This window comes from Micromonospora sp. NPDC047467 (genome assembly GCF_040643095.1).
In the GTDB taxonomy this organism is placed as follows: Bacteria; Actinomycetota; Actinomycetes; order Mycobacteriales; family Micromonosporaceae; genus Micromonospora.
Genome location: NZ_JBEYTO010000004.1, coordinates 231,599 through 255,431, shown reverse-complemented (window position 1 = coordinate 255,431; position 23,833 = coordinate 231,599). Strand labels below are relative to the sequence as shown.

Genomic DNA, 23,833 nt, shown 5'->3' with positions numbered 1-23,833 from the left:
CGTGACGGTACGTGTGCGCTTCGCCCCCTCCCCGACCGGTATGTTCCACGTCGGCGGCGCCCGCTCGGCGCTGCAGAACTGGATCTACGCCAAGCAGCAGGGCGGGGTGTTCGTGCTGCGCATCGAGGACACGGACGCGGCGCGCAACAAGCCCGAGTGGACCGAGGGCATCCTCACCGCGCTGGACTGGATCGGCATCTCCCGGGGCAGCTACGAGGGACCGTACTTCCAGTCGGAGAACGCCGGCGAGCACCGCGCCGCCGCCGCCCGGCTCTACGAGTCCGGCCGCGCCTACTACTGCGACTGCACCCGCGAGGACGTGCAGGCGCGTACCGGCTCGCAGTACCAGGGCTACGACGGCTACCACCGCGACCTCGGCCTCACCCCCGGCGAGGGGCGGGCGCTGCGCTTCCGTACGCCCGACGAGGGCGCGACAGTGGTCGTCGACCTGATCCGCGGCGAGCCCACCTTCGAGAACAAGCTCATCGAGGACTTCGTCATCGCCCGGGGCGACGGCTCGCCGGTCTTCCTGCTGGCCAACGTCGTCGATGACATGACCATGGGGATCACCCACGTGATCCGGGCCGAGGAGCACCTGCCCAACACGCCCAAGCAGCAGTTGCTCTGGGACGCCCTCGGTGTCAAGCCGCCGGTCTGGGCGCACGTGCCCGTGGTGGTCAACGAGAAGCGCCAGAAGCTCTCCAAGCGCCGGGACAAGGTGGCTCTGGAGGCGTACCGCGAGGAGGGCTACCTCGCCGCTGCGATGCGCAACTACCTGATGCTGCTCGGCTGGGCGCCCTCGGGCGACCGGGAGATTGTCCCCTGGTCGGTCATCGAGGACGAGTTCCGGCTGGACGAGGTCAACCCCTCCCCCGCGTTCTTCGACGAGAAGAAGCTGCGCGCGTTCAACGGTGAGTACATTCGCGCGCTGCCGGTGCCCGAGTTCATCGACGCCTGCCAGCCGTGGCTGACCGGCACGGGGACGATCGCGCCGCCGCCGTGGCAGCCCGAGGAGTTCGACGCCGACGCGTTCGCCGCCGTCGCGCCGCTGGCCCAGACCCGGCTCGCGGTCCTCAGCGAGATCGTCCCGAACGTCGACTTCCTCTTCCTGGCCTCGCCGCTGATCGACGAGGCGGCCTGGACCAAGACCATGAAGGACGGCTCCGCCGACCTGCTGGACGCCGCCATCGCGGCGTTCGAGGCGCTGGAGCCCTGGGACGCCGAGTCGTTGAAGTCGACGCTGGAGGCCGTCGGCGCCGAACGCGGCCTCAAGCTCGGCAAGACGCAGGCGCCGGTCCGGGTCGCGGTCACCGGCCGCACCGTGGGCCTGCCGCTGTTCGAGTCGCTGGAGGTGCTCGGTCGTGAGCGCACCCTGACCCGGATGCGCGCCGCCCGGCTCCGCCTGGTCTGACCCTCTACCACCGACTCCCGCGCCGTCTCCGCCGCCGGCCGCCAGTCAGGCTGGCGCCCGGCGGCTCAGCGGCGCCGCGCTCGGTACCGGCGCTGCAGTCCGATCACGAGCGTGCCCACCAGCAGAGCCGCCCCGATCGTCCACAGCCAGCCGCGCAACTGACTGCCCTCCTGGGAGGCCGGCACCGCGCCGCCCGCCGGAGTCGCGTCGACGGTCGCGGTGGCGACCGGCGACGGCGACCCGGTGGTGGCGGTCGGACCCGCCGCAGCAGCCGTCGGGGTGGTGCCACCGGCGGTCGCGGACGGGTCGGCGGCCGTGCCGGTGGTCAGCGTGAAACGCACCTCGCCCTTGACCGGATGTCCGTCGGCGGACGCGAGTTGGTAACCGACGATGTAGAGCCCTGCGGCAGCCGGCTTGAACGGCACACGCACGCGGCTGCCGTCGAAGGTGGGCGACCCATCAGCGACCACATTGTCCGGTCCCGTTATTGTGATCTTCGTGGTGGCCGGGGCCGGTCTGGCCAGGAACCGAAGCTCGATCCGGGCCGGCGCGGTGGCCACCCGGGCACCGTCGCGCGGATCGCTGCCGGTCAGCGAGTTGTGCGCGGCGGCCGGCAGCGCCGGGGCCAGCAACGACACACCGAACGCCACGCCGAGCACCACTGGCACGACCCGCGCCAAACGTGTAACCCTGCCCCCCATGAACCCCTCCGTAAGGGTACGATCCGCCCGCTGATCAAAACCGCTCCTCATTAGTCGAGCAGAGATCGCAGATAGTTCCAATTACTGTTCCACAAGCTGCAAATCATCGACGTTCTGCGGAGTCTGTGAGTGGGCACGACCGCCCGGCCGGTGAGCTCACCGGCCTACCGGTCCGGACATCACAACGAAGCCATCCATCGAACGGGGCGAGGAGGCGGGATGGTCCGACAGATGAGACGGTCGCTGGCCGTGCTGGCGGGCACGCTGGCGGCGGCACTGCTGGCGCTCGGCACCGCCGGCCCGGCCACCGCCGCGCCGAAGCCAGCCGCGCCCGCCGGAGTGGACGTCACCGGCGAAGGGCTGTCCGAGCCGCTGCGGCTGCGGTCGGACACGCAGCCCGCCCACGTGGTCGCGGTCATCGACCAGGTCAACTTCCTTGGTCGTACCGGCCAGTCGACCGGCCCGAAGGCGGCCAACCTCGGCCCGAAGTTCACGGTCGTGGTGCTCGCCGGGGAGACGCCGAAGCAGACGTACGACCTCTATCCGAAGGCTGTCGGCGGGCCTCGCGTCTACCGGCCGGCGAAGCAGCCGGACGGCCGCAAGACCAGCGCCGGCTGGTTCCTCGGCCGGCTCAGCATGTCCGAAACGCTGCGCACCGCCGGAGTGCCGCTGGAACGGCAGTTCGACACGGTCAGCGGCGGCGTGGGTGGCGGCGAGCGGGTGCTCCCGGAGGACACTCTCGACCCCGCCCGGGACATCGACAAGGCACTCGGCGAGTTGCAGCGACTGCTGCTGCTCAACGTCGCGGTGATGTTGACCATCACGGTCGGTCTCGCCGGCATCGCCCTGCTGATCCGTCGCCGGACCCGCTGACCCACCCGGAGTCGCCGCACGTGTCCCGTGCGGCGACCGCACGCTAGCTGCCGCCCATCGACCGTGCGGTCAGCACCAGCGGCGCGGTGGCCGCTCCCGGCGGGTAGCCCGCTGTCGTGGCCGAACCGGGCCGTGCCGGTGCGCCCCAGCCCACCCGGGCAGGTCACTGCGGCAGCCGGCGTCGTCGTCGGGCTCGTCGGGCAGCGCCGGCTCACCGGCCCGCTGGCGCGGCACCGCCAGGTCGTCGTCAGCCCGCTCGGCAGGGCGGCCACCGGTCGACTCCGCCGGGTGTGCCGGCAACCCGCCGACCGGCCGGCGGGGCTTGCCAGTCGCCTGCGGGTCGTGGTGCCCCGGCCGGCAGGGCTCACCCTGGGCGCAGCCGTGCTCGGCCTCCCCGTGCGCCATCCCGGTCTCCTCACGCTCGCACTCACGTGCGGGTGCTCCCCCCGACGTGCCCTGTCACCGTACTGGCCGGGACCGACGGCCCGTGCACGGCGTACCCGGGGGTCAGCCAGCTCGGTACCCTCGACGTACCCCTTTCGGCGCATGCCGGGGTCGGCGGGCTCCTCCCCCGGTCGGAGTTGCCGGGGGCGACGTTGTGATGGGATCGGGGCATGCGACCGCCACCCTGGCTCGGTTCCGGCACGCCCGGCCGGGACCTGACGCTGGCCGGCGCGTCGCTCGCCGGCGGCCTGGTGCTGTACGGCCTGGGCATGCAGCCGCAGATCGTCCCGCACCCGGACGTGCCGCCCGCGCTGTTCCTGCCGCCGCTGCTGGTGATGTGTGTGGCCGTCGGCCTTCGTCGGGTCGCGCCACGCACCAGCCTGGCCGTGGGGACCGGGGCGCTCCTGGTGGACACGGCGCTGGGCAACTCGCTGGGCACGGTCGTGGTCTACACGCAGGTGCTCTACGACGCCTGCGTGTACGGCCCGCCCCGGCTGTGGCGGTGGCTGCTGCGGATCACCGTGGCCCTGAGCCTGATCGGCGCGGTGGTCGGCGTCCTCGGTTTCGGCCAGTGGCGGGGGGTCGCCGTCGGGGTGCCGGTGGTGCTGGCCGGGCTGCTGCCGGTGCTGACCGGGATCAGCGTGCGGCAGTACCGCGACCAGGCAGCCGCCGAACGGGCGCGCGCCGAGCAGACCGCCCGGCTGGTCGAGCTGGACCGCCGGCAGGCGGTCAGCGACGAACGCGCCCGGATGGCCCGGGAGTTGCACGACGTGGTCGCCAACCACCTCAGCGCGGTGGCCATCCACGCCACCGCGGTGCTGTCCGTGCCCGGTCTCAAGCGCGGCCAGGTCGAGTCGGCGTTGCGGGTGATCCGGGAGAGCAGCGTGCAGGGCCTGGCGGAGATGCGGCAGATGATCGAAGTGCTGCGCGAGCCGGATGCCGGTGGCGAGCGGACCCCGGTCGGTGGATCGCTGCCCGAGGCGGTGACGGCGCGGCTCGCCGAGGCGGACGGGCTGATCGAGCGGATCCGGGCCGCCGGCCTCGTGGTGCGGGTCCACACCGACGGCACGCCGGGCACGCTGCCCGTGGGGGTGGATCTCGCCGCGTACCGGATCGTGCAGGAGTCGCTGACCAACGCGCTCAAGCACGGCACGGGCGAGGCGGAGCTGACCATCGCGTACCGGCCGGCGGAGGTGGTGCTGACGGTGGAGAACCCGGTGCGCCGGAGCGGGGCCGGAGTGCCGGGCGCCGGGGCCGGGCTGATCGGGATGCGGGAACGCGCGACGCTGCTGGCCGGCCGGTTCACCGCCGGGCCGCACGACGGCCGCTGGCAGGTCCGGGCCGCGCTGCCCACCGGGGTCGGCGGATGACCGGGCCGGGCGACGCGGCAGCGCCGGTACGGGTGGTGCTCGCGGACGACCAGCCGGCGGTACGGGCGGGACTGGCCCTGATCCTGGCCGGGTCGCCGGGCATCGAGGTGGTCGGCGAGGCGGGCGACGGCGACGAGGCGGTCCGACTGTGCCGGGAGTCACGCCCCGACGTGGCGGTGCTGGACATCCGGATGCCCCGCCGCGACGGCATCGCCGCGACCCGGGCGATCGTCGCCGACCGGCTCGCCGACGTGCTGGTGCTGACCACCTTCGACCTCGACGAGTACGTCTTCGGTGCGCTCCGCGCCGGTGCGGCCGGGTTCCTGCTCAAGGACACCGACGCGGCGGGACTGGTCGCGGCGGTGCACACCGTGGCGCGCGGCGAGGGGTTCATCGCCCCCACGGTGACCCGTCGGCTGATCGCGGCCTTCGCAGCCACCGCGCCGGGCGCGTCGACGGGCACCCGGGCCGCTCTGGAGACGCTGACCCCGCGCGAACGTGACGTGCTGGCCTGTCTCGGGCTGGGGCTGTCCAACCAGCAGATCGCCGACCGGCTGGTGCTGGCGGAGAGCACCACCAAGACGCACGTGAGCCGGATCCTGGCGAAGCTGGACCTACGCAGCCGGGTGCAGGCCGCGATCCTGGCCCAGGAGTTGGGCCTGCCCACTCCCCCGCAACCCTGAGCCCGGGGCCGGCCCGCTCGGGACGGCGACGGGCGGCCTGGCTGCCGTACGCTGCGCGCCATCGATGCCGATGACGGCTGCCGAAATGGAGACGACGTGCGACGGTGGTGGGGGACGACGGTCCTTGTGGCGCTGACCGTAGGAACGGGCGGTTGCGACGGCGTTCTCGCCGAGGAGAAGCCCTCTAGCTTCACTCCCGAGGCGGGGGTGTGCCACGCCACCGCCTCCGACGAGCGCAGCCCCACGTCGTACACACCGATCCCCTGCTCTTCGAAGCACGAGGTGGAGACGTTCCTGGTCGGCCGGTTCGACGGCGCGGACGCCGCCGCCAAGGCGCCGCCGGCAGCCGACACCGAGGGGATCTGGCGGGTGTACGAATCCTGCGACGCCGAGGCTGCCCGCTTCCTGGGCGGCGAGTGGCGCGAGTCGCGGCTGGCGATGCGGGCGCTGACCCCGTCGGCGGCGCGGTGGAAGGCGGGTGAGCGGTGGTACCGCTGCGACCTGCTGGAGATGCATGCGGTGGACCGGTGGTTCCCGAACCCCCGGGCGAACAGCCTGCGCAACGGACTGACCGGTGATTCGCCGCTGCGGTACACCTGTTTCACCGAGCCGGCCGAGTCCGGCGACACCGTCGACCTACCGCCCGCCTCCTGCTCCGGGCCACACGCCACCGAGTTCGCCGGGATCTGGTGGGCCGAACCGGAGGTCGAGGAGATCACCGACGAGGTCCTGGACGCGGGGTGCCGGTCGACCATCTCCGGGTACGTCGGGGTGTCAGAGGGAGACCTGGACGGCCGGCTCGACGTGTTCGCGTTGCTGCCGGAGGGCGAGCCCGAGTGGCTGGCGGGCACGCCCGGCGTCTGGTGCTTCCTCTACAGCCCTGATCGGCCGATCAACACGTCGCTGAAGGGTGTCGGCCGTACCGGCCTCGCTGCGGCCCGTTGACCGGTGCCGACGTGGATGGCCTGCTCACGACATGTCAGGCTAGGGCGGTGAGTGCGCCCGGCGGTGGAGAGTTGTCGGCCACGCTGCGCCGGATCGAGCGTTCGGCGGGGGCGTTGGCCACTGCCAGCGTGGCCCGGATGGACGAGACGCTGCCGTGGTTCCGCGCCCTGCCGGCCGACCAGCGCTCCTGGGTGATGCTGGTCGCCCAGGCCGGCGCCCGGTCGCTGGTCGAGTGGCTGCGCGACGGCGGCGGCACGGCGGACAGCACGCAGGAGGTCTCCGACGAGGTCTTCGCCACCGCGCCGCTGGCGCTGGCCCGGTCGATCACCCTTCAGCAGACCGTGGCGCTGATCAAGGTGACCATCGACGTGGTCGAGGAGCAGGTGTCGCAGCTGGCTGTCGAGGGTGAGGAGCAGCAGCTGCGCGAGGCGGTGCTGCGCTTCTCCCGGGAGATCGCCTTCTCGGCCGCCCGGGTGTACGCGCGGGCCGCCGAGTCACGCGGCGCCTGGGACGCGAGGTTGCAGGCGCTGCTGGTCGACGCCCTGCTGCGTGGTGACTCGCCGGACGTGCTGGCCAGCCGGGCGGCCGCGCTGGGGTGGGCGGACGCGCCGCCGGTCGCGGTGGCGGTCGGTCGTTCCCCTGGTGGGGAGGTTTCGGCGGTGCTGCACGTCGTCTACCGGCTGGCCCGCCGGATCGACGTCGAGGTGATCGGCGGTGTGCACGGCGACCGGCTGGTGATCGTGCTGGGCGGCGCGGCGGACCCGCTGAGCGCGGCGGGCAAGCTGCTGGACGCGTTCGGGGACGGCCCGGTGGTGGTCGGTCCGGCGGTGCCCAGTCTGGACGAGGCGACGTCGTCGGCGCGGGCCGCGTTGGCCGGTTTCCGGGCGGCGCTGGCGTGGCCGGCGGCCCCGCGGCCGGTGCCGGCCGACGACCTGTTGCCGGAGCGCGCCCTCGCCGGGGACGCGGAGGCGCGTCGTCAGCTACGTCATGACGTGTACGCGACGCTGGTCCGCGCCGGTGGCGAGCTGCTGGAGACCCTGGACGCCTTCCTCGCCGCCGGTGGCACGCTGGAAAGCGCCGCGCGGGCGCTGTTCGTGCACCCGAACACGGTGCGGTACCGGCTGCGCCGCATCGCCGAGGTGACCGGCTTCTCACCCCTGTCGCCCCGGGACGCGTTCGCGCTGCAGGTGGCGTTGACTGTCGGCCGGCTGGATCCGGTGGTCCCGATCGCCTCGTCCGTACCGACCCAGACATTGACCCCGGCCGCCCGGAAATCCACCCAAACCAGTGATGATCCCGGCCGATCTTTGTAGGAAACCTCCAAAGGTCCTAGTGCGGTTTGGTCCGGGCCGGCACAGCGTTCCTTACGTGTATCCGGAAGAGTCATAGGCGTGCTCGCCGTACTTAGTCCCGGCCAGGGTTCCCAGAAACCCGGCTTCCTGACCCCCTGGCTCGACCTGACCGGCACCGAGGCACGCCTGCGGTGGTGGTCCGCGTTGGCCGGGGTCGACCTGGTGCACCTGGGCACTGACGCCGACGCCGACGAGATCAAGGACACCGCCCGCACCCAGCCGCTGCTCGTCGCCGCCGCGCTGCTCGCCGCCGAGCACCTGCCGCTGCACGACGTGGCGCTGACCGCCGGGCACAGCGTCGGCGAGCTGGGCGCCGCGGCGCTGGCCGGGGTGCTGTCGGCCGAGACGGCGATCACCCTCGCCGGTGTGCGGGGCCGGGAAATGGCCGCGGCGTGCGCGCTGGAGCCGACCGGGATGGCGGCCGTGCTCGGTGGGGACCCGGACGAGGTGCTCGCCGCGATCGAGGCGAACGGGCTGTACCCGGCCAACCGCAACGGCGCCGGTCAGATCGTCGCCGCCGGCGCGCTGGACGGCCTGGACAAGCTCGCCGCCGAGCGACCGTCGAAGGCCCGCGTCATCCGGCTCCAGGTGGCGGGCGCGTTCCACACCCCGTACATGGCCCCGGCCGAGACCGCGCTGGCCTCGGTGGCCGAGGGGATCACCCCCGCCGCCCCGGAGCGGACCCTGCTGTCGAACCTCGACGGCACGGCGGTCACCGACGGGCGGGTCATGGTGCAGCGCCTGGTCCGCCAGGTCACCGCCCCGGTCCGCTGGGACCTGTGCATGCGCACCCTGGCCGACCTCGGTGTGACCGGGGTGATCGAGCTGCCTCCGGCCGGCACCCTCGCCGGCCTGGTGAAGCGGGAGCTCAAGGGCGACGGCGCGCCCGAGATCGTCACCCTGAACACGCCGGACGACCTACCGGCCGCGCGGGATCTGATCGCCCGGCACGGCACGCCGGGCCAACCGCTCGCCCCCATCGGAGGACATTCATGACCGGCAGTCGCATCGTCTCGATGGGGCACTACCAGCCCTCGCGGGTGGTGACCAACGACGACATCGCCCAGCTCGTCGACACCAGCGACGAGTGGATCCGGGACCGGGTCGGCATCGTCACCCGACGGATCGCCGACAGTGAGACCGTGGCCGACATGGCCGCCGCCGCCGCCGGCAAGGCGCTGGCCAACTCCGGCCTGAGTGCCGCCGACATCGACCTGGTCGTGGTCGCCACCTGCTCGTCGATCGACCGCAGCCCCAACGTGGCCTGCCGCGTCGCCGCGAAGCTGGGCATCGGCGCGCCGGGCGCGTACGACGTCAACACCGCCTGCTCCGGCTTCGCCTACGCGCTGGGCACCGTCGACCACGCCATCCGGGCCGGGGCGTCCCGCAACGCCATCGTCATCGGCGCGGAGAAGCTCTCCGACTTCACCGACTGGACCGACCGCTCCACCTGCATCATCTTCGGCGACGGCGCCGGTGCCGCGGTGGTCACCGCCACGGCCGACGACGAGCCCGCCGGCATCGGCCCGGTGGTCTGGGGTTCGGTGCCGGAGAAGGGCGACGCGGTCCGCATCGAGGGCTGGCGCCCGTACATCCAGCAGGAGGGGCAGTCGGTGTTCCGCTGGGCCACCACCGCGCTGGCGCCGCTGGCCCTGCAGGCGTGCGAGCGCGCCGGGGTCGACCCGTCGGAGCTGGCCGCGTTCGTGCCGCATCAGGCCAATGGCCGGATCATCGACGGCATCGCCAAGCGACTCAACATCCCGAACGCGATCATCGCGAAGGACATGGTGGAGTCGGGCAACACCTCGGCGGCGAGCGTGCCGCTGGCCCTGTCCAAGCTGGTCGAGCGGCGGGAGGTGCCCTCGGGTGCCCCGGTGCTGCTGTTCGGCTTCGGCGGCGGTCTGACCTACGCCGGTCAGGTCGTCCGCTGCCCCTGAAACCCCCTCGGGCGCGTACGCGTCGAGGAGCGGCGGTCGGCGACGCCGGCCGCCGGAGATCCCCTATGAGAGGAACCAACCGCAATGACCCGTGACGAGATCACCACCGGCCTCGCCGAGATCCTCGAAGAGGTTGCCGGGGTGAACCCGGACGACGTGGCCGAGGGGAAGTCCTTCACCGACGACCTCGATGTCGACTCGCTCTCCATGGTGGAGGTCGTGGTGGCGGCCGAGGAGAAGTTCGGCGTCAAGATCCCGGACAACGAGGTGCAGAACCTCAAGACCGTCGGGGACGCCGTCAGCTACATCGAGGCGCAGGCCTGATCATGAGTCGTCCTGACGTCGTCGTCACCGGGCTCGGCGCGACGACCCCGCTCGGCGGGGACGTCGCGTCGACCTGGGACGCCATGCTTGCCGGCCGCTCCGGGGTGAGTGCCCTCACCCAGGAGTGGGCCGCGCAACTGCCCGTCCGGATTGCCGCGCAGCTGGCCGTGGATCCGTCGGAGGTCCTGGACCGCGTCCGGCTGCGCCGGCTGGACCGCTCCGAGGCGATCGCCATCATCGCCGCGCAGCAGGCGTGGGCGGACGCCGGCCTGGCCGACTCCGGCCTCGACGGGGAGCGGCTCGCCGTCAGCATCGGCTCCGGCATCGGCGGCGCCACCACCCTGCTCGCCCAGGACGACATCCTGGAGGCATCCGGGCCGCGGCGGGTCTCCCCGCACACCATCCCGATGCTGATGCCGAACGGCCCGGCCGCCTGGGTCGGGCTGGAGCTGGGCGCCAAGGCCGGCGTGCACACAGTGGCCAGCGCCTGCGCCACGGGTGCCGAGGCGATCGCGCTGGGGCTGGACATCATCCGCTCCGGCCGGGCCGACGTGGTGGTGGCGGGCGGCACCGAGGCGGTCATCCACCCTCTGCCGATCGCCGGATTCAGCTCGATGCGGGCCATGTCGACCCGCAACGACGACCCGGAGCGGGCCTCCCGCCCGTGGGACAAGGGCCGTGACGGCTTCGTCCTCGGCGAGGGCGCTGGCGTCGTGGTGCTGGAACGGGCGGAGCACGCCGCCGCCCGGGGCGCCCGGGTGTACGCGCGCCTCGCCGGCTCGGGCATCACCTCCGACGCGTACGACATCGTGCAGCCGCACGCCGAGGGTGAGGGCGCCATCCGTGCCATCGCCAAAGCGATCGCGGACGCGGACGTCGCCAGGCAGGACATCGTGCACGTCAACGCGCATGCCACGTCGACCCCCGTCGGCGACATGCTGGAGATCGGCGCGCTGCACAAGGCGCTCGGCGATCACCCGGTGCTGGCGGCGACCAAGTCGATGACCGGCCACCTGCTCGGTGCGGCCGGCGCGCTGGAGTCGATCGCCACGATCCTCGCCATCCGCGACGGTGTCGTCCCGCCGACGATCAACCTGGACGACCCGGACGACGGCCTCACCCTGGACGTGGCCACCCAGAAGGCCCGCCACATGGAGATCCCGGCCGCGTTGAACAACGCGTTCGGCTTCGGCGGCCACAACGTGGCTCTCGTCTTCACGCGAGCCTGAGGCCACCGCCGCGGAGCCACCTCCGCCGGACCGCGGCGCGCACGTCAGAAAGGGCCCCTTCTCGAAGGGGCCCTTTTGCCGTTCAGGACCGGTTGCGGGGGTGCTGCTTGGCGGTGCGCTCGTTGCCCCGGCGGTAGTTGCCGGTCCAGCGGGCCATCACCAACTGCGGGTCGTCGTCGACCTCGGCGAGGAACTCCGCCGCCCGGCCGCCGCGCAGTGTGCCCGCCACCCGGCCGTGATGCGTGATCACCACCGTGCCGTCGGCACGCTGGTCGTACCGGAAGCCTTTTGCCGTTGCCATGGCCCGAGGTTGCCAGGCCGGGACGGCCCGGCGCGAGGCGATTTCCCCGACGCACGGCGGCGACAGCCGGGCCGGGACCGCCCGCCGGCGGCCGACCAGATGCCGCGGGTGGTGGGCTGTCAGGTGCCGCAGGTGGTGGCGGGCAGGCCGGGCACGGCAACCGGGGACCGGCCGCCGGGGCGGGCCTTGCCGGCCAGCACGGCCGCCAGCGCGGTCATCGACGCCTTGCTGGAGGAGTACGTCGCCAGCAGCGTCGGCGACGCCGCACCGGCCAGCACGTACGGGGTGTCCATGGCGACGGTGACCGCCGCGTCGGCGCGCAGGTCGCCTGCGCCGTCGCCGTAGCCGACCAGGTGCACCACCGTGCCGCCGCTCGCCTTCACGGTCACGCCGGCAGCGGTCAGCGCGGCGGTCAGCGCCGCCCGGGTGCCGTCCCGGCCGCCGGAGGAGGTGACGGTCACCGGACCGGGTACCGCCTTGCCGCAGGCGCCGCGCAGCACGGTGACGGCACCGGCGGCCAGCGCGTCCGCCGCCGCCCGGTGCGCGGGAGAGTTGAGCGTGGACATCTGCGCGGCCGGGGCGTCGGCGAGCCGGAACTTCATGGTCAGCACCCGGGTGACCGCCTCGACCAGGCGGGTCCGGGGCAGCGACCCACCGCGCAGCGCGGCGAGCAACCCGTCGTACGCCTGGCCGACGTTCGGGGTCATCAGGATCAGGTCGTTGCCCGCGTTCAGCGCCCGGACGGCGGCCTCGCCGGGGGCCCAGCGCTTCGCCGGCGGCATGTTCATCCCGTCGGTGATCACCACACCCTTGAAGCCGAGCTGACCCCGCAGCACGTCGGTGAGCAGCTTGTGCGAGAACGTCGCCGGGGTGCCCGGGTCGATGGCCCGCACGTCCAGGTGGCCGGACATCACGGCCATGGCGCCGGCCTCGATCCCGGCGGTGAACGGCGGCCACGCGCCGCTGTGCAGCGCCTCGGCGGACTGGGTGAGCACGGGCAGGTCCTGGTGCGAGTCGTCGGCGCTGTGGCCGTGCCCCGGGAAGTGCTTCAGGGTGGCCGCGACGCCACCGGCCTGCAGACCCCGGACGGCGCCGCCGACCTGCGCGGCGGCGACCTTCGGGTCGGCGCCGTACGAGCGGGAGCCGATGACCGTGCTGCGGGTCGCCAGCACGTCGGCGACCGGGGCGAAGTCGACGTTGATCCCCATCGCGGCGAGCTCGGTGCCGGCGGCCCGCCAGGCGTTCTCGGTCAGCGTCGGGTTGCCGGCCGCCCCGGCCGCGAGGGCGCTGGGCAGCAGCGTGACGCCGTCGGTGACGCGGGTCACCACGCCGTACTCCTGGTCGGTGCCGACCAGGAAGGGCGCCGGGCCGGCGGCCAGCCGGCCCGCGGCGTCGCGCAGCCCGCCGGTCAGCTCGTGCACCTGCTTGGGGTTGTCGACGTTTGTGGTCTCCTGGTTGCCCTTGGTCGGGTCGTCGGCGCTGAAGCCGACCAGGATCAGCCCGCCGAGCCGGTACTTGGCGATCATCTGGGCGGGGGTGTCGACGCCGGCCAGTGCCTGGTTGCCGGCCGCCGAGCCGGGTGAGACCTTCGTCGCCGAGTCGCCGTAGGCGTACGGCATCAGCACCTGACCGACGAGGTCCTCGTCCGAGAGCGTGGCGACCAGCGCGGCGGCGCGGGCGGCCGGGTCGGTGCCCGTCGTAGCGGCAGGGGTGCTCGGGGCGGCCGAGGTGCCCGCCGGGCTGGGCGTCGGGTCGGGGCGTTCCGGGGCACCCGAGCAGCCGGAGACGAGCAGGGCAGTCAGGGCGGCGACGGCGATGCCGGCGCGTCGCGGGCGAATCGGCACGCCACCCATCCCACCAGCTTCCCCCTTATCGGGGCAACTTGACCTTACCGGTCGGCGCGGACACGACCAGGTGAGCGCCAGGATGGCGGCCCGGTCAGCCGACTCGGGTGAGCAAAGTCACCGGCGCGCCGTCACCGGCGTACCGGTAGGGCTCCAGGTCATCGTCCCAGGCGGTGCCCAGCGCCTTGTCGAGGGCGTGCGACAGCGCCTCCGGGGCCCGGGCGGAGGCCATCAGCGCCCGCAGCCGGTCCTCGCCGAGCTGGATGTCACCGGCCGCGCCGACGGTGGCCCGGAACAGGCCACGGGCCGGCACGTACATGTAGCGCTCACCGTCGGCGCCGGGACTCGGCTCCTCGGTGACCTCGAAACGGATCATGGGCCACTGCCGAAGGGCAGCAGCCAGCTCGGCGCCCGTCCCGGGACGCCCGGTCCACCCGCACTCGGCCCGGCGTGCGCCGGGATCGACGGGCTGAGCCGTCCACTGCAGGTTGACCGGCGCGGCTAGGACGCGCGCGATCGCCCACTCGACGTGCGAGCACACGGCGAGCGGGGTCGAGTGGACGTATACGACGCCACGCGTTGGCACGGTGACCTCCCGGAGAGCGAGGTGCGTCTTCCCCTACGACCTCGGCCACCCAGGTGGTTACTGCAACACATGATGACTCGTGTGGCGGATGGTGCGCCAGGGAATCGGAAAATTCGCTGGCCGGAATAGCCGGACGGGTGGTCTCGGTTAGCCCTGAGGACACCGCGACGACCAGCCTGATGTCGTGGTCCTGTACAGTTCCATCGGCGGCTTCTGCCGCGTTACACCTTCGCGGGTCGACCCAGTGTCACCCGCACACAGCCCCCGGACGTCCAGTCCTCCCGTACGTCTTGCAAGGAGTACCTCCGTGGCGAGCAACACCTCTAAGACCGCGCGCGCGTCCGTCCGGGCCGGCCAGGCTGGCCAGGGTGGCGCCCTCAGCGTGCTGGGCGAGTTCAAGTACCTCATCCCGCTCAACGGCGGCAAGCACGCCTACGTGCGCAACCTGACCAACGGCAAGACCGCGCACCTGCGCACCGACTCCGACGCCTTCGTCGAGGAGATCCGCGTGCTGGCCGCCGCCGGCCACGCCACCAAGATCCGGGCGGAGATCAACAACCTGGCCGCCACCCACCCGGGTGACGGCTGGGAGGCCACCGAGAAGCGCCTGGTCGCGGCCGGTGTCTTCGAGGGCTGAGCCCTCCCCCACCGCATCAACGAACCGCCCGTCGGGACTTCCCGGCGGGCGGTTTCGCGTCCGCAGCCCCGCGCGACGGCCGTCGAGTCGGGCGGGGGTTCAGGGCGGGTCGAGCAGGGCGACCTCGCCGGTGGCCAGGTCGTAGAGACTGCCGACCACGGCCACCCGACCGGCGGCGACCGGCCCGCCCAGCACGGCGTCGTGGCGCAGCGTGTGCACCGTACGTAGGACGTGCCGGCGGATCGCCAACGGATGCACCGCCGGATCGTCGAGCCCTGCCTCGATGACCGCCGGGGCGATCTCGTCGACCAGGTGGGCCAGCGACCCGCCGGGCCGCTGGCCGCTGCGCAGCGCGTCCACCGCGGCCCCCACCGCCCCGCACCGCTCGTGGCCGAGCACCATGACCAGCGGTACGCCGAGCTGGCCGACCACGAACTCGATGGAGCCGCACACCGCGCGGTCGAGCACGTGCCCGCCGGTGCGGATCACGCAGATCGCGCCGAAGGTCTGGTCGAAGATCGCCTCCAGCGGCACCCGCGAGTCGATGCAGCCGAGCACCACCGCGTACGGCTGCTGGTCACCGGAGGCGGCCGCCGCGGCCGTCACGTCGTGCCCGTGCACCGGCTGGCCGCTGACGAAGCGCCGGTTGCCGGCGAGCAGCTCGGCCAGCGCGGCCCGGGGCGTACCGCCGGCCTGTCTTCCCTGAGCCACCGGTCCGCCCACCGGCGGTCCGGGCGTTGCCTGCGCCGACCCCATGCCGTCCAGCTTGGCCCGCCGACGATGGGCGGGGGCCGGGTCGGGAATGTTCGCCTCGGCGCGATTGGCGTGGTGTCATGGCGGGTAGCCGGTGTTACCGCCGGGTATCCCGGTGCTGGTGGTTCCTGGCGGCCCTGGGAGGTGGCGATGCCGGAGCGGTTCGAGGTCGGTCTGCCCGACGGCGTGCGGCTGCACGTCGAGACCACGGGGCCGGCGGACGCCCCGGTCACCGCCATCCTGCTGCACGGCTGGACGCTGGACGGGCGCGCCTGGCACCGGCAACTCGACGCGCTCACCGGGATGCCGGACGGCGCGGTGCGGGTGGTCACCTTCGACGCCCGGGGCCACGGACGGTCCAGCTGCATGGCGTTGCCCACAGCCACCCTGGCTCAGCTCGGGGACGACCTCGCGGCGGTCATCGACGCGGTGGCGCCGGCCGGTCGGGTGGTCCTGGTCGGCCACTCGCTGGGCGGCATGACGATCATGGAGTACGCGCACCGCCATCCCGCCCACTTCGCCGCCCGCACGGCCGGCCTGGTCTTCGTCTCGACCACCGCCGAGGGGCACACGCACACCGCCTACGGACTCTCGCCGCGGATCACCCGGCTGATCCGGCTCGCCGAGACGACCGGGGCCGGCGTACTGGCCCGGTGCGGCTCGTGGCGACCGCCCCGGCCGCTGCTACGCGCGCTGCAACCGAGCATCCGCTGGATGCTCTTCGGCGACCGCTGCGACCCGGCCGACATCCGGCTGGTGACCTCGGCGGTGGCCCACGCCTCGCTGCGCTCGATCGGTGGGTTCCGCGCCTCGATCGGCGCCCAGCGCCGGCTGGACACCCTCGCCACGCTCGCGCACCTGCCCGCCGCCGCCCTGGTCGGCGACCGGGACCGGCTCACCCCGCCGCCGTGCGCCGAGTCGATCGCCGCGGCGCTGCCGGCCACCGAGCTGACCATCTGCTCCGGCGCCGGGCACATGCTGATGATGGAGCGTCCGGACGAGGTGAACGCCGCGCTGACCGGCGTCCTGCGTCGGGTGCTCGCCGAACCGCCGCCGCGGGCCAGCGACGCGAGCGCCGTCAGGACGGGTGCCTGACCACGTTCCCGCACCTCGGGCGCGCCGGACCGGAGCGAGGGCCGTACCCTTCTGCGGTTGGCCCGCGCGGTTCGCGCCGCTCGCCGGCGACATCGAAGGAGCGTGCGTTGACCGACCAGACCGCCCTGGAGCAGGAGATCGCCGTCGAACAACGGCACCTCGACCGGGTGTACGCCCGCCTGGCCGAGCTGCGCCAGTCCGCGGTCCGCGCCGAGCGCGACGGCTACCGGATGGCCCGGGTGGGCACGTTCGGCGCGCTCGTCGAACGGGACGCGATGGTCTTCCACGCCGCGCAGCGTCGGCACACCCTCGACGCCGAACACGAGGGACTGGTCTTCGGCCGGCTGGACCTGCGGGACCGTCAGGTGCTGCACGTCGGGCGGCTCGGCATCCGCGACGAGGACGCCACCACGCTGGTCGTCGACTGGCGTGCGCCGGCCGCCGCCGCGTTCTACCAGGCCACCCCGGCGCAGCCGCTGGGCGTGGTGCGGCGCCGGACCATCCAGTCCCGGCGGGAGCGGGTCACCCGCATCGAGGACGACCTGCTCGATCCCACCGCCACGCCGGAGGGGATGACGGTGGTCGGCGACGGCGCGCTGCTGGCTACCCTGTCCCAGGCCACCGGCCGGGGCATGCGGGACATCGTGGCGACGATCCAGCGGGAGCAGGACGAGGCGATCCGGTCGCCCGGTTCCGGGGTGACGATCGTCGCCGGCGGACCGGGCACCGGCAAGACCGCCGTCGCCCTGCACCGGGCGGCCTTCCTGCTGTACTCCGACCGCAGCCGGTACGCCGGTGGCGGCATCATGGTGGTCGGCCCGTCCACCGTCTTCGTCGAGTACATCGCCTCGGTGCTGCCCTCGCTCGGCGAGGACACGGCGACCCTGCACTCGCTGGGCACGCTCTTCCCGGGGATGACGGCCACCCGCACCGATCCGCCGGAGGTGGCGGCGGTGAAGGGCTCGCTGCGGATGCGTCGGGTGCTGGAGCAGGCCGCCCGGGACGCGGTGCCGGGCGGGCCAAGTGAGCTGCGGCTGCTCTACCGGGGCGGGTTGCTGCGGCTGGACCGCGCCGAGTTGGACGCGATCCGGGACCGCGCGCTGCACCGGGGCGCCCGACGCAACGAGGCCCGCCGGGCCGGCTTCGACGGGATCTTCGCCGCGCTCTGGGCGCAGGCCCGTCGTCTGAACACCGGCACCGGCCGGCTGCCGGAGCAGCGGTCCTTCGAGGGCGAGATCGCCGAGCGGCCGGAGTTCCGCGAGTTCCTCAAGGCGTGGTGGCCCCGGCTGCACCCCCGGCACGTACTCGGTTGGCTGGCCCGTCCGGACCGGCTGCGTCGGTACGCCGGCGGCATCCTCTCCGGCGCGGAGATCCGGCTGCTCGAGGCGGCGTACCGGAGCCTGGACACCGACGGCCTCACCATCGCCGACATCGCGCTGCTGGACGAGTTGGACGCGCTGCTCGGCAAGCCGGCGCAGCCGGCGCGGGCCCGGCGCGACCCGTTCCAGCTCGCCGGTGGGGTCCGGGAGCTGACCACCCTCGGCGACCGCCAGCGGGCGGCCCGCGCGGCGGCGCGGGAGCGCCCGGCGGACTACCGGGACTACGCGCACGTGGTGGTGGACGAGGCGCAGGACGTCTCGCCGATGCAGTGGCGGATGATCGGCCGGCGCGGCCGGCTGGCCTCGTGGACCGTGGTGGGCGACCCGGCGCAGACCGCGTGGACCGGCGACCCGGAGGAGCTGGCCCGAGCCCGGGACCAGGCGTTGGGCCGCCGCAAGCGGCACGACTTCACGCTGACCACCAACTACCGCAACTCGGCGGAGATCTTCGCGGTGGCGGCGGCCGAGATCCGCCGGCTCTATCCGGACCTGCCGCTGCCGAGGGCCGTCCGCTCCACCGGGGTCGACCCGGTGGAGCTGGTGGTGCCGGCAGCCGGGTTGGAGACCGCGGTCGTGGAGGCGGCCGCCGGCCTGCTGGCCGAGGTGGACGGCACGGTGGGGGTGATCACGCCGGTCCCCCGCCGGGACGAGGTCGCCGGTTGGCTCGGCGCGCTCGGCGCGTCGCGGCTACAGGTGGTGACCAGCCTGGAGGCCAAGGGCATGGAGTACGACGGCGTGGTGCTTGTCGCACCGAGCGAGATCCGGGCGGATCCGGGGGCGGGCGTACGCACGCTCTACGTCGCGCTGTCCCGTGCCACCCAGCGGCTCACCACCATCGACCCGATCGGCTGAATCCGAATCGGCGCGGCCCGGAGTCGGCACTGCCGGACAGTTGCATACATAGCGATGTGAGCATACATTTGACCCGGTCCCGGACGGCAACGGAGGGTGGGTGTCGTGGGTGCAGGTCATGACCACCACCACGCCTCGGTCGCCAATGCCGCGCACCAGCACCGGGGCCGACTCTGGGCGGCATTCGGGCTGCTCGCCACCCTGATGGTGGTCGAGGCGGTGGCCGCCCTGCACACCGGCTCGCTGGCCCTGCTCTCCGACGCCGGGCACATGTTCACCGACGTGCTCGGCATCGGGATGGCGCTCGCCGCGATCACCGCCACCCAACGGGCCACCGGCGACCCGCAGCGCACCTTCGGGCTCTACCGCCTCGAGGTGCTCGCCGCCCTGGCCAACGCCGTCCTGCTCTCCGGCGTGGCGATCTACGTGGTGATCGAGGCGATCCGCCGGTTCGGCGACCCGCACGAGGTGGTGGCCGGCCCGATGCTCGCGGTGGCCGTACTCGGCCTGCTCGCGAACGTGGTCGCGTTCGCCCTGCTCCGCACCGGGGCCCGGGAGAGCATCAACCTCCAGGGCGCCTACCTGGAGGTGCTCGGCGACCTGCTCGGCTCGGTCGGCGTGATCGGGGCGGCACTGCTCATCACGGTCACCGACTGGTGGTGGGCCGACCCACTGGTGGCGGTCGCCATCGGCGTGTTCATCCTGCCGCGCACCTGGCGGCTCGGCCGCGCCGCGGTCCGCATCCTGGTGCAGGCCGCCCCGGAACACCTCCAGGTCACCGCCGTGCACGACCGGCTGGCCGCCGTGCCCGGCGTCGTCGAGGTGCACGACCTGCACGTCTGGACGCTCACCTCGGGCATGGAGGTGGCCTCCGCACACCTGACCATGGCCCCCGGCGCGGAGGTCGGCGCCGTGCTCACCGCCGCGCGTGCCGCCCTCCAGGAAGACTTCCGGATCGAGCACGCCACGCTCCAGATCGAGCCCGGGGCCGCACCCGGTGCCTGCGGTGCCGTCACCTGGTGACAATTTGCCGAGATTTCATCGCATTAGTCGACATTCACGGTGACGACGTAGGCACCGTCCGTCACATTGGCTGCACCTGCCCCAGCGGCACCGGTAGGCTCGGTCTCGGCCACCACCAGGCGGCGCCCTCCCGGCGCCGGTGGGGGCCGCCGCCTAATCGCCCGAGAGGGCGAACCGGGGAACCACGTTCCTGGGGTGCATCCGCGTCAGCGGTAGGGATCTTCCGTCCCGAACCCGTCAGCTAACCCGGTCGGCGGCTAACGGAAGGACACGCATAGTGGCACCAGCACGACCCCCCGCCGCCCGACTGGCGGCGCTGATCGTCATGATGTTCACCCTCGGCGTCGCGATCCCGGCCGGCGCAGCCTCGGCCGCTCCCCCGGCCGCCCAGCGGGCCGCCGCAGCACCCAGCGACGACGAAGAGGGTGGCACCCCGGCCCTGCGGGCCCAGCTCGAAGCGGCCAGCAAGGGCTACCTCGACGCGAAGCGCGCCCTGGACACCTCCGTACAACGGCAGCAGCAACTCGCCACCAAACTGAAGACCACCGAAGCCGAGATGAACGAGCGCAACGGCAAGGTCGGTCAGATCGCCGGCGTCGCGTACCGCACCGGCCGGCTCAGCACCGTCTCGGCGCTGCTCAGCACCAACACCCCCGAAGGCTTCATGGACCGGGCCGCCGCGCTGGACGTGGTCGCCGCCAACGAGGACCGGGCACTGCGCGACCTCCTCGCCACCAAGGACGAGGCCAACCGCACCCGCGTCGCCCTCGACGGCGAGATCCGCGAGCAGCGCAAGCAGGTCGAGGTGATGGCCAAGCGCAAGGAACAGGCCGAGCGAGCCCTGACCGTGGCCACCACCAAGCCGCAGACCACCACCGCCGACACCAACTCCAACCGGGGCACCTCCAGCGCCAACGCCAAGGCCGCGCCGCGCAACTCCGACGGCTCCTGGCCGTCCGAGTCGTGCAGCGTCAACGACCCGACCCCGGCCAACGGCTGCATTACCCCCCGCACCCTGCACGCCCTCAACCAGGCCAAGGCCGCCGGCTTCACCCGGTACGTCTCCTGCCACCGCTCCGGCGGCTCCGGCGAGCACCCCAAGGGCCGGGCCTGCGACTTCGCCGCGCAGAAGAACGGCTTCGGCGGAGACGCCACCGGCGGCGACAAGACGTACGGCAACAACCTGGCCGCGTACTTCATCCGCAACGCCGACCGACTCGCCGTGCTGTACGTGATCTGGTACAGGCAGATCTGGCTACCCAGCAGCGGGTGGAAGTCCTACAGCGGAGCGGGCGGCGACCCGTCCAGCGATCACACCAACCACGTGCACCTGTCCGTGTACTGACCCGACCCGGCCGGCGCCTCTCCGATGTGGGGCGCCGGCCGTCGGCCCTCAGGCCGCTGAGCGGGCTGGCCTGGCACCGGCCGCACCCCGATTGCCCGGCAACGCCAGCCATGATCGCGCTGCAACCAGGATGTAGTGGCCTCGCAAGCAGCCGGAGGCCACTACATCCTGGATCGAGCACGATCATGGCGAGGTCGCCGCGCACAGGACGCGGCTCGCGGCGCGGCGCGGCGGCGCGCGAGGGCGCGAGGGCGCGGCGGCACGGCGCGCGTGGGCGGGGCGGCGTGGGCGCGGGTGTGGTCAGGCGGGGGTTGGGGGGTTGTCGGTGCGGTCGAGGGCCGCGCCGAGTCGGGTCGCCAGGGCCAGGTGGGCGGCTCTGGCCTGGCGAAACGCGTACCGGAAAAGGGGCGCTGGCGCCCGCAGGGTGATCTCGACGTCGATCCGGACCAGGCCGTCCGGCTCGGTGCGTAGCCGGGTGTGGTTGCGCACCGTGGTGGCCGGCCACTGGCGGGCCACCGTGACGATCTCGTCGTCCTCGCAGACCAGCACGTCCGCCTGGTAGGTGGTTTTGAAGCGCAGCGGGCCGGCGGCCAGCCGGTCGTTGATCGTGTAGCTGGCCCGGGCGCCGGGCCGGGGCGGGACCCGGCGAACCCGGATGATCAGCGGATGCAGCTCGCCCTGGCGGGTCAGGTCGCTCAGCAACGCCGCCGCGTCGGCGAGTGAGCAGCGGGCCTGGACGGTGTAGCTGAACGTATCGCTGCTGAACACACCGTCTCCTGCCGTCGATGGTCGCACGATCGTCCCGTACCCCGGTCAGGCTGGCAACGCCCGGACGGACGCCGGCCGTTGCCCCGGCATTCGCGGCGCGTTATCACTACCGTCGGCTGTGGGGATATCACCGGTCGTGACGGAGGGCGGAGACATGAACGGCGATGCTCGGTGAGCGGGCACGTGATGGTCTTCGCGCCCACTCCGCAGCTGACGGTGACGGTGGACCAGCCGAACGACCATCCCGAACTGCACCTGCACCCCGGCGGGCAGGGTGTCTGGCAGGCCCGCATGGTGCTGTCGCTCGGGGTCGACGTGGTGCTCTGCGCCGCACTCGGCGGCGAGATCGGCCAGGTGCTGGAGCCACTGCTGGTCAGCGAGGGCGTGGACCTCAAGGTGGTGGTCCGTGACTCCGGTAGCGGCGGGTACGTGCACGACCGTCGGGACGGCTCCCGGCAGGAAGTCGCCGACGTGCCGGGGCAGCCGCTGAGCCGGCACGAGCTCGACGAGTTGTACAACCTGGCGCTCGGCGAGGGCCTCCGCGCCGAGGTGAGCGTCCTCAGTGGGCCCAACGCGCCGTGGCTGGTCCCGGCCGACGTGTACCGGCGCTTCGCCGCCGATCTCGGCGCCAACGGCAGCCGGGTGGTGGTCGACCTCTCCGGTGATCATCTTGGCGCGGCACTGGAGGGCGGAGTGTTCTTCCTCAAGGTGAGCCATGAGGAGCTGATCCGCGACGGCCGCGCCAGCAGCGACGACAGCGCGGAGCTGACCCGGGCGATGTACGAACTGCACGCCGCCGGCGCCGAGACGGTGGTGGTGAGCCGGGCCGACCAGCCGGCGTTGGCGCTGATCGACGGGGAGCTCTTCGAGGTGGAGATGCCCCGGTTGGAGGCCGCCGACCCGCGCGGCGCGGGCGACTCGATGACCGCCGGGGTTGCCGCCGTTGTCGCTCGCGGCGGGGACATCCGGACCGCCATCCGCACCGGTGCCGCAGCCGGGGCGCTGAACGTGACCCGGCACGGCCTGGGCACCGGCCGGTTGGACTCGATAACCGGGCTGGTGGAACGCGTCCGGCTGGTCCCGGCGGACAGCCGGCCGCAGGAGCGGACCACCCCCGACGAGCTGGCCGACCGGGCGGTCGAGAGATGACCCTGCGGGTGCTGGTCACCAACGACGACGGGATCGCCGCGCCGGGCATCCAGGCGCTGGCCTGGGCCGCGGCGCAGCGGGGCCTGGACGTGGTGGTCGCGGCGCCGCTGGAGGAGGCGAGCGGCACCAGCGCCGCGATGAGCGCGGTGGAACGGGACGGCCGGGTGGTGGTGCACGACCATCCGCTCCCGGACCTGCCGGGTGTGCCGGCGTACGGGGTCGGTGGCTCGCCCGGGTTCATCACGCTTATCGCGCTGCACGGCGCGTTCGGCCCACCGCCGTCGGTGGTGTTGTCCGGCATCAACCGGGGCGCGAACGCCGGCCGCGCCGTGCTGCACTCCGGCACGGTTGGTGCCGCGTTCACCGCCGCCACGAACGGCTGTCGGGCGATGGCGGTGTCGCTGGACGTGCTGTCGGCGGGTGAGGCGACGGCCGCCAGCGGTGGCGCGGCGGTGGACGCCGCAGCCCGGGTACGCGACGCCGAGCGGCACTGGAGCACCGCCGCCCGGGTCGCCCTGGACCTGCTGCCCCGGCTGACCGCCGGGCCGCTGGAGAGCGTGCTCAACGTCAACGCCCCCGACCTGCCGCACGGCCGGCTGCGCGGGGTGCGCCGTGGTTCGCTGGCCAGCTTCGGTCAGGTGCAGATGACGGTGGCCGAGTCGGGGCACGGCTTCGTGCGTACCTCGTTGGAGGAGCCGGGGCAGGCCGCGCAGCCCGGCACGGACGTGGCGTTGCTGGCCGGCGGGTACGCCTCGGTGACCGCCATCCGGGCGGTCACCGAGGCGGCCGACGTGGACCTGACCGGCCTGGATGAGCAGCCCTGACGGGCAGG

The 23,833-nt window shown here is 73.3% G+C and carries 24 protein-coding genes and 1 riboswitch; of the genes, 17 read left to right on the top strand and 7 right to left on the bottom strand.

Annotated features, from left to right (window positions below; genetic code table 11):
- Positions 1 to 13 precede the first annotated feature (13 nt).
- A complete protein-coding gene (gltX, locus tag ABZ780_RS13705; RefSeq protein ID WP_357486401.1) occupies positions 14 to 1,411 on the top strand; it encodes a glutamate--tRNA ligase in 1,398 nt (465 codons plus the stop codon).
- Positions 1,412 to 1,476: 65 nt separating this feature from the next.
- Here gltX and ABZ780_RS13700 read toward each other — a convergent pair whose 3' ends face one another.
- Entirely contained in the window at positions 1,477 to 2,091 is a 615-nt protein-coding gene (locus ABZ780_RS13700; RefSeq protein ID WP_357486119.1) for a copper resistance CopC family protein, read from the bottom strand.
- 240 nt (positions 2,092 to 2,331) lie between these two features.
- Here ABZ780_RS13700 and ABZ780_RS13695 point away from each other — a divergent pair, with 240 nt between their 5' ends.
- Complete coding sequence (locus tag ABZ780_RS13695; RefSeq protein WP_357486117.1) at positions 2,332 to 2,985, top strand: hypothetical protein; 654 nt, start codon at positions 2,332 to 2,334, stop codon at positions 2,983 to 2,985.
- Positions 2,986 to 3,054: 69 nt separating this feature from the next.
- Here the strand turns inward: ABZ780_RS13695 and ABZ780_RS13690 are convergent, their stop codons facing one another.
- Positions 3,055 to 3,390, bottom strand: coding sequence for a hypothetical protein (locus ABZ780_RS13690; RefSeq protein ID WP_357486115.1), 336 nt, complete (start codon positions 3,388 to 3,390; stop codon positions 3,055 to 3,057).
- Positions 3,391 to 3,599: 209 nt separating this feature from the next.
- Here ABZ780_RS13690 and ABZ780_RS13685 point away from each other — a divergent pair, with 209 nt between their 5' ends.
- From ABZ780_RS13685 to fabF, 8 genes are all read left to right on the top strand, one after another.
- Positions 3,600 to 4,799 carry a histidine kinase gene (locus tag ABZ780_RS13685; RefSeq protein ID WP_357486114.1) on the top strand — a complete coding sequence of 400 codons (1,200 nt, stop codon included), beginning with the start codon at positions 3,600 to 3,602 and terminating at the stop codon, positions 4,797 to 4,799.
- Positions 4,796 to 5,482 (top strand): response regulator transcription factor, encoded by a 687-nt coding sequence (locus tag ABZ780_RS13680; RefSeq protein WP_357486112.1) that lies wholly within the window; start codon positions 4,796 to 4,798, stop codon positions 5,480 to 5,482. The genes ABZ780_RS13685 and ABZ780_RS13680 overlap by 4 nt, the downstream gene beginning before the upstream one ends.
- 96 nt (positions 5,483 to 5,578) lie before the next feature.
- Positions 5,579 to 6,427 carry a septum formation family protein gene (locus ABZ780_RS13675; RefSeq protein ID WP_357486110.1) on the top strand — a complete coding sequence of 283 codons (849 nt, stop codon included), beginning with the start codon at positions 5,579 to 5,581 and terminating at the stop codon, positions 6,425 to 6,427.
- Between the two features lie 11 nt (positions 6,428 to 6,438).
- Positions 6,439 to 7,740 carry a helix-turn-helix domain-containing protein gene (locus ABZ780_RS13670; RefSeq protein WP_357011823.1) on the top strand — a complete coding sequence of 434 codons (1,302 nt, stop codon included), beginning with the start codon at positions 6,439 to 6,441 and terminating at the stop codon, positions 7,738 to 7,740.
- A gap of 78 nt (positions 7,741 to 7,818) precedes the next feature.
- On the top strand, positions 7,819 to 8,775 hold the full coding sequence (locus ABZ780_RS13665) for an ACP S-malonyltransferase (RefSeq protein ID WP_357486108.1): 957 nt from the start codon (positions 7,819 to 7,821) through the stop codon (positions 8,773 to 8,775).
- Positions 8,772 to 9,716, top strand: coding sequence for a beta-ketoacyl-ACP synthase III (locus ABZ780_RS13660; protein ID WP_357011819.1), 945 nt, complete (start codon positions 8,772 to 8,774; stop codon positions 9,714 to 9,716). The genes ABZ780_RS13665 and ABZ780_RS13660 overlap by 4 nt, the downstream gene beginning before the upstream one ends.
- 84 nt (positions 9,717 to 9,800) lie before the next feature.
- Positions 9,801 to 10,040, top strand: coding sequence for an acyl carrier protein (locus ABZ780_RS13655; RefSeq protein ID WP_357486107.1), 240 nt, complete (start codon positions 9,801 to 9,803; stop codon positions 10,038 to 10,040).
- A gap of 2 nt (positions 10,041 to 10,042) precedes the next feature.
- Entirely contained in the window at positions 10,043 to 11,269 is a 1,227-nt protein-coding gene (gene fabF / locus ABZ780_RS13650; RefSeq protein WP_357011817.1) for a beta-ketoacyl-ACP synthase II, read from the top strand.
- Positions 11,270 to 11,351: 82 nt separating this feature from the next.
- Here the strand turns inward: fabF and ABZ780_RS13645 are convergent, their stop codons facing one another.
- The 3 genes from ABZ780_RS13645 to ABZ780_RS13635 all read right to left on the bottom strand — a co-directional run bounded on the left by ABZ780_RS13645 (position 11,352) and on the right by ABZ780_RS13635 (position 14,000).
- Entirely contained in the window at positions 11,352 to 11,570 is a 219-nt protein-coding gene (locus ABZ780_RS13645) for a hypothetical protein (RefSeq protein ID WP_357486105.1), read from the bottom strand.
- Between the two features lie 119 nt (positions 11,571 to 11,689).
- Positions 11,690 to 13,423 carry a glycoside hydrolase family 3 N-terminal domain-containing protein gene (locus tag ABZ780_RS13640; RefSeq protein WP_357486103.1) on the bottom strand — a complete coding sequence of 578 codons (1,734 nt, stop codon included), beginning with the start codon at positions 13,421 to 13,423 and terminating at the stop codon, positions 11,690 to 11,692.
- A gap of 85 nt (positions 13,424 to 13,508) precedes the next feature.
- A complete protein-coding gene (locus ABZ780_RS13635; protein ID WP_357011811.1) occupies positions 13,509 to 14,000 on the bottom strand; it encodes a DUF3145 domain-containing protein in 492 nt (163 codons plus the stop codon).
- Between the two features lie 307 nt (positions 14,001 to 14,307).
- Between ABZ780_RS13635 and ABZ780_RS13630 the strand changes: the two genes are divergently transcribed.
- Positions 14,308 to 14,637: a hypothetical protein gene (locus ABZ780_RS13630; protein ID WP_099856326.1), complete on the top strand. Its 330-nt coding sequence runs from the start codon at positions 14,308 to 14,310 to the stop codon at positions 14,635 to 14,637.
- 99 nt (positions 14,638 to 14,736) lie between these two features.
- Here ABZ780_RS13630 and ABZ780_RS13625 read toward each other — a convergent pair whose 3' ends face one another.
- Entirely contained in the window at positions 14,737 to 15,348 is a 612-nt protein-coding gene (locus ABZ780_RS13625) for a carbonic anhydrase (RefSeq protein WP_357011809.1), read from the bottom strand.
- Positions 15,349 to 15,540: 192 nt separating this feature from the next.
- On the opposite strand from ABZ780_RS13625, the gene ABZ780_RS13620 reads away from it, so the two are divergent.
- From ABZ780_RS13620 to ABZ780_RS13605, 4 genes are all read left to right on the top strand, one after another.
- Positions 15,541 to 16,485, top strand: coding sequence for an alpha/beta hydrolase (locus ABZ780_RS13620; protein ID WP_357486101.1), 945 nt, complete (start codon positions 15,541 to 15,543; stop codon positions 16,483 to 16,485).
- A gap of 107 nt (positions 16,486 to 16,592) precedes the next feature.
- The gene (locus ABZ780_RS13615) at positions 16,593 to 18,716 is read left to right on the top strand and encodes an AAA family ATPase (RefSeq protein ID WP_357486099.1); all 2,124 of its coding nucleotides are present in this window, start codon (positions 16,593 to 16,595) and stop codon (positions 18,714 to 18,716) included.
- Between the two features lie 105 nt (positions 18,717 to 18,821).
- On the top strand, positions 18,822 to 19,739 hold the full coding sequence (locus ABZ780_RS13610) for a cation diffusion facilitator family transporter (RefSeq protein ID WP_357486097.1): 918 nt from the start codon (positions 18,822 to 18,824) through the stop codon (positions 19,737 to 19,739).
- Between the two features lie 140 nt (positions 19,740 to 19,879).
- A riboswitch (cyclic di-AMP (ydaO/yuaA leader) is annotated at positions 19,880 to 20,011 on the top strand.
- 53 nt (positions 20,012 to 20,064) lie between these two features.
- Positions 20,065 to 21,084: a hypothetical protein gene (locus ABZ780_RS13605; protein WP_357012012.1), complete on the top strand. Its 1,020-nt coding sequence runs from the start codon at positions 20,065 to 20,067 to the stop codon at positions 21,082 to 21,084.
- A 300-nt stretch (positions 21,085 to 21,384) separates the two neighbouring features.
- On the opposite strand, the gene ABZ780_RS13600 is transcribed toward ABZ780_RS13605, so the two are convergent.
- A complete protein-coding gene (locus ABZ780_RS13600) occupies positions 21,385 to 21,852 on the bottom strand; it encodes an SRPBCC family protein (RefSeq protein ID WP_357486095.1) in 468 nt (155 codons plus the stop codon).
- A 171-nt stretch (positions 21,853 to 22,023) separates the two neighbouring features.
- Between ABZ780_RS13600 and ABZ780_RS13595 the strand changes: the two genes are divergently transcribed.
- A complete protein-coding gene (locus ABZ780_RS13595; protein ID WP_357486093.1) occupies positions 22,024 to 23,001 on the top strand; it encodes a PfkB family carbohydrate kinase in 978 nt (325 codons plus the stop codon).
- A complete protein-coding gene (locus tag ABZ780_RS13590; RefSeq protein ID WP_357486091.1) occupies positions 22,998 to 23,825 on the top strand; it encodes a 5'/3'-nucleotidase SurE in 828 nt (275 codons plus the stop codon). Before ABZ780_RS13595 ends, ABZ780_RS13590 begins: the two co-directional genes overlap by 4 nt.
- The last annotated feature ends 8 nt before the right edge of the window (positions 23,826 to 23,833 follow it).